At 37.2% G+C, this 5,037-nt stretch carries 3 protein-coding genes; all 3 read right to left on the reverse strand.

What is annotated here, in order from left to right; all coding sequences use genetic code 11:
* Nucleotides 1–237: 237 nt before the first annotated feature.
* The 3 genes from H6G92_RS38130 to H6G92_RS38140 all read right to left on the reverse strand — a co-directional run bounded on the left by H6G92_RS38130 (nucleotide 238) and on the right by H6G92_RS38140 (nucleotide 4,795).
* Complete coding sequence (locus tag H6G92_RS38130) at nucleotides 238–1,296, reverse strand: NAD-dependent epimerase/dehydratase family protein (RefSeq protein WP_190901966.1); 1,059 nt, start codon at nucleotides 1,294–1,296, stop codon at nucleotides 238–240.
* 533 nt (nucleotides 1,297–1,829) lie between these two features.
* Complete coding sequence (locus H6G92_RS38135; protein WP_190901968.1) at nucleotides 1,830–3,893, reverse strand: hypothetical protein; 2,064 nt, start codon at nucleotides 3,891–3,893, stop codon at nucleotides 1,830–1,832.
* A 443-nt stretch (nucleotides 3,894–4,336) separates the two neighbouring features.
* Complete coding sequence (locus H6G92_RS38140; protein ID WP_190901970.1) at nucleotides 4,337–4,795, reverse strand: hypothetical protein; 459 nt, start codon at nucleotides 4,793–4,795, stop codon at nucleotides 4,337–4,339.
* Nucleotides 4,796–5,037: the final 242 nt, after the last annotated feature.

Raw genomic sequence — 5,037 nt, forward strand, 5'->3', positions numbered from 1 at the left:
CCGTTGCAAATAATAATGAGCCTGTTTGCAAATAATGTGAGCCGAAGTGTAATTTTATTTGCAATTAATTTGAGCCAACAATTTTCTTGTTTGCAAGCCGGAGCGTTTATGTTTGCGAGCCGCAACACTTAGTGTTCCCAAAAATTTTGGGATTTGAACAGATGATTGATGTGGTCTTTCTGGGGGCTGCCAAGAATAACCTCAGAGTACAGTACATACTTTGCAGTTGCTGCACTACTATATCAATGCTAAAATCGCATCTTCTGTCTCGTAATCTAAAAGATCACTTGTGTGGGATGCCTCCGGTGGATTTAATCTCTCCCAATCAATGGTTCGTCTGAATGCCTCGTTCTGGTCAATTGGTTCAGCATAATTTAACTCTTCACGAATGCGAGTAGAGTCTAATAACCAATCCTGCTCAAAATTGAACGGTAATTGCGACAACTCTGGTATCTGAGCTTTAGGTATAACGGCAATCTCTCCACTCCAACCGACAATCCGCCCAATAGTTTTAGCTAACTCTGCTTCCGATAGCCCTGCTAGTTCAGCAACATTGTAAATTTGTCCTTTAGCACGGTGATCTATAACTGCCAGAGCAATGGCTGCCGCTACGTTTTCAACATAGCCGTAACTACCACGCCAGTAAGCATAACCTTCTTCTAAAACAATAGCAGGACGATGATCATCCATTCGCTTTAAGTAAGGATAAAAGCGATGTAGATAATCTCCTTCTCCGTAAACCATCGGCAATCTTATGATGGTGCCTTCAATGTGAGAATCGCCCATGATGACTCGTTCAACCAAAATCTTGTCATAATCCGGCGGAACGATTGAATCTTTGTCGGCTGAGTCTCGATACGGATAGAACTGTGACCGTAAGGGTGCTGACTCTGTTAGTGGAACTGGATCAATCAGTCCCGTTTCTCGTTTCCAAATTATGTCACGAGCGCGATAGACATCTATGCTGCTGACTGCTACAACTCTTTGAGTCAGACCCCTAAATGTCTCCATCGTTAGGAGAGCATGAGCCTCAGTCAGTGCAATCATGTCTAACACTACTTCGGGCGCAAGTTGTTGAAACTCATGCCGATAGTCTTCTAGATGATGTCGATCACCACTGATGTAGTTTACTTCTGGCGGCAAATGGGAGGGTGTCGCTCCCTGATGAAATACCGTTGCTCGATGCTTTAATTTTACACCTCGATGGAATACCGTGACTTGATGCCCTAATTGAACAAGTTTGCAAACAACGTGCAGACCGATAAACCCTGTGCCGCCAATGACCAAAATCTTCATGTACTTTCAGCCTTTAAGTTTGGTTGTGGTAGCGCTTTATTTTCCTTTTAATGATATAAATTCAGTTACGCATTTTCTGTGATCGTTTGCAGTACTCGACAGTCTGCTGCAAGGAAGTTGTTATGCTACTAGCGTAATTAATAAGGTAACTCTAGCCTCGACCGAGCAAGGAAGTTTCGCAGCACTGGCACTTGAAACCTTTACTAAAAGCTATTCCCAGCCTTGACAAGAAAGCCGTTTTTGAACTGGCTTTCTTACTCAAGCTGGCTCCTACAGTTCAGAGTATATGCTCTTCTCTGTAATATCTAAATGGAAATTAGCGGATTTTTGGCTCAATGCCAAAAAAGCGATCACGTAAGATCAATATATATAGGGAGTAATTACACGTAATGGCTCTTTTGTAGAATGCGTTTCCGAAATTTATAACATGTTAACCCATGATAGCTATTAGGAAGGAAAAAGGAAGACACCAGTATATTTGGTCACTTTGTAAGTTGAGTCATGTCCATCTTCCATGAAAAAAGCTTGCTCTCTTAACCACCATCGATCCGTAAATTTGCAAAATAATCTCGCAACAAATCATGAATATAAGAATAGCGGCCACCGTATGTTTGTGTTAAGCGATATTTTTTTGTATGTTCGAGAAAATCAGCATATTTAAAAGGAAATAAATCATCTTGAGAAAGAACTAAGCGAAGTGCAAAATGTTGAATTACAGGTAAACCTGTGTACAGTATTCCAAGCACTACTCCTAGTGATGCAAAAAACATACAAAAGCTTATACTATTATGAGGTAAAACAAAATTTGCAGATTTATTAAAATAATATTCATACAGTTTTAAACTCACTCCAAATATCAATCCTAGCAATCCAAAGATTAAAGCATAAGGTACAGTATTTCTTAATGATTGATGAATGCCTTGATTGGGGAAAGCTCTTTTTTTTAGCGCTATGTTTGGTCCAGTTAATCCAATCAATAGTCCACGTAATAATGCAATTGGTGGCAGAAACCAACCAATAAATACCTTCAATATCCATCCCAAAATGCTATATGTCCACTGCTGAATAAATAGTATTAATTGTTGGCTATTGTCATTCATAGGTATTTTCTGTGTCAATGATAAAGAAATCGCCGTTACACACCGTTCTTTAATTTGAGCCAACCTCAATGCTTCAATTAATTCATGACCTGGTAATTTAAGCGTTTCAACTGGCTTTATTTCTTTTGTTAAGCCTAGAAACTCTATCATTGCAGCTAAAAGTATAGTTGTAACAAATGAAATTGAAATTACTATCGGCAAAATATTTCTTACATCTCTCACAGCCTCTACTATAGACTCTTGTGCTTTCCCAAAAGCCATAAGCATTAACCCAGATATAATTAGACACATTGGGAAACTAAACAATGTAATCATTAATGCAACAAATAAACGATATCGTACTTTTTGATTTTCATTATGTAACCAGCTAGGCTGGATATTTTCAATTAGGAAGTATGTATAAGAATGTTCTTTTAGTTTCTTAGCTAACCAAGATAATCTTGCTTTTGTTTTATAAATAATTTGTAATTGATACCAGCCTCTTGCATGACTCAACGCCTCTTCATTATTTTTATCTATAAAAACATCAAACAAGTAGTAAATACGTTGTTCATCAGAGTCTAGTTTTTGCCATTTATCAATGTTAATTGATTGATACGCAAAGTTGATCAAATATAAAAAAAATGGTGTTTTTGCAAAATTTAATAAATTCGAGTCTTTACTGATAGTTTCTAAAAGAGCAATATTCTTCACTTTTACACAGTAATCTTGAACTTGTTGTTCTGACAAAGGTTGTAAGCACACTGCTCCATTTAGAGCTAGCTGATAAAATTGATTGTATCCCTCAAGACGACAGCAAACAATTAGAGGAATTAACTTATCATTTTTGAGGAAATCATTAATTGCTGTAATACATTTAACTTGACGAGGTAGTTTGAGTTGGTCTAAATTATCCAGCATTGGCAATATTTGATGATTTCTGAGTAATTTTTTCCAAAATTTTTGATAATAACCGTACTCCTTTCTTAGTTCAGCTATCAGCCAGTTTTCAAGAGATTGTTCATTCCAAGAAGAAAGGTCAAACCAAAATGGGATAGGTTCACTGTAATTATTTTCAGCACAAATTATCAGTTCTTCAGCAATCTGCATTTTTGCTGCTGTTTTTCCTGCTCCTGGATTTCCTAAAATTAAGAGTCTACCAGTGATTCTTTCTTTTTTAAAAAACTCCTTGATGCTAATCTGCAAAAACTGCTGAGAATGAGATTTTCCAGGTATTCCCTTTTCTCTGCTGTTAGAGGATGCAACAAGTTCATCTCTGTCTTGTAATAGTGGTTGCAGCCACTCATTATTATATAAATAATCCTCTTTCCAACCTTCAACTTTACCTTTTAAGTGCTTTAGTAGCTCTCTCCGAGAAGTAATATTAGATTCATGAGGTTGGAGTTTAAAAAAGTTCTGGGCACTTTGATTAATAGAACCAATGCTTACCGAAGTTGCTTGAATGTTCTTAAAAGCATCCTGTTGTATATTAGTTTTATAATCATCATTATTATTCATAGTTTTACCTTGAACTCACGAATTAAGCTATATATTTGCCAGTTGCTTCTTTATTAATGCTCCAGTACAAACCGGAACTTTTTGAGAGTGAAGACTAATTTAGAGTCTACGGATTAAAAGCTTTGTTCAAGAAGACTTTCAGATTAGTTGGCGCTTCCTAACAACTGCCCTAACATTACCCCAAAATGGGGGGAATCTTTTGGGGATACCTGTTAGTTTAGGAATATCACCTAAATGGTTTACAGTTTGCTCAGTCTAAGTAATATTCTTTATTTTGATGTTACCAATAACCTGAACATTCTCAAATATTTTTTTGTACAGCCAACTTACTATTTCCTTAGAGTTGAATATTGTTGCTAGCTTGAATTTCTTGTATTCCATCAGAAAGCGTTGAATTTTCAGCTTGCTGCCGAATACTTGGTTCTGTCTTGCTAGTCATAGCTTTAAGCTTCTTGGTTTAAGTTGCCCAACTCAATATTTTGAGCTTTTACCTGCTTGAGCATTTCCTGCTTAATTGAGATACCTCGCGTGGCTTTCTGGCTGATGTCTTTGGCTTTTAAATCACCAGTTAATTCAATCTCACTCAGAACTACCTGACGTATCCTTTCATCTTGTGCTTGTAGCTGCTCGACTAGTTCCTTAAGTTTCTGAGCAAACGCTTCATCAGCATCGATTTGGGCTTGCAGTTCATCTTGTAGCTTTGTCTTATTCACTTCTGTAGGTTGATTTTGTGCGCGAGTCAGTAGCCCTTCTGTTCCCTCTGCTTTAAACTTTTCACGTATGGTCTTTATTAGAAGCGTAAATGTATCAGCCGCACCTTTACCTAAAGCTTTTCCACCTTCTTTAATTGCCTCTGAGAAAAATAAAGAGACAATCACTGCTGCCGTTAGAGGTTCTACCATTAGCTTGCACTTAAATTTAGTAGTAACACTGTAATATACAGCCTAACTGCACAATATTTCGGATTTTTAGGTGTATTTATAAAATTACGAGTGTTCAATGGTAAACAGGGTGGTGCAGGGCAAACGCATCTAAATATTGACGAGCCTGAATCAGGGTGAAATACGCCAAGACTCAAACTACATAAGGCTTTGAGGAAATTAAATCTCACTCATTATAAAAATGATAATCATTACGAGGGGGG

Source organism: Nostoc foliaceum FACHB-393 (genome assembly GCF_014698505.1).
In the GTDB taxonomy this organism is placed as follows: domain Bacteria; phylum Cyanobacteriota; class Cyanobacteriia; order Cyanobacteriales; family Nostocaceae; genus Nostoc; species Nostoc foliaceum_A.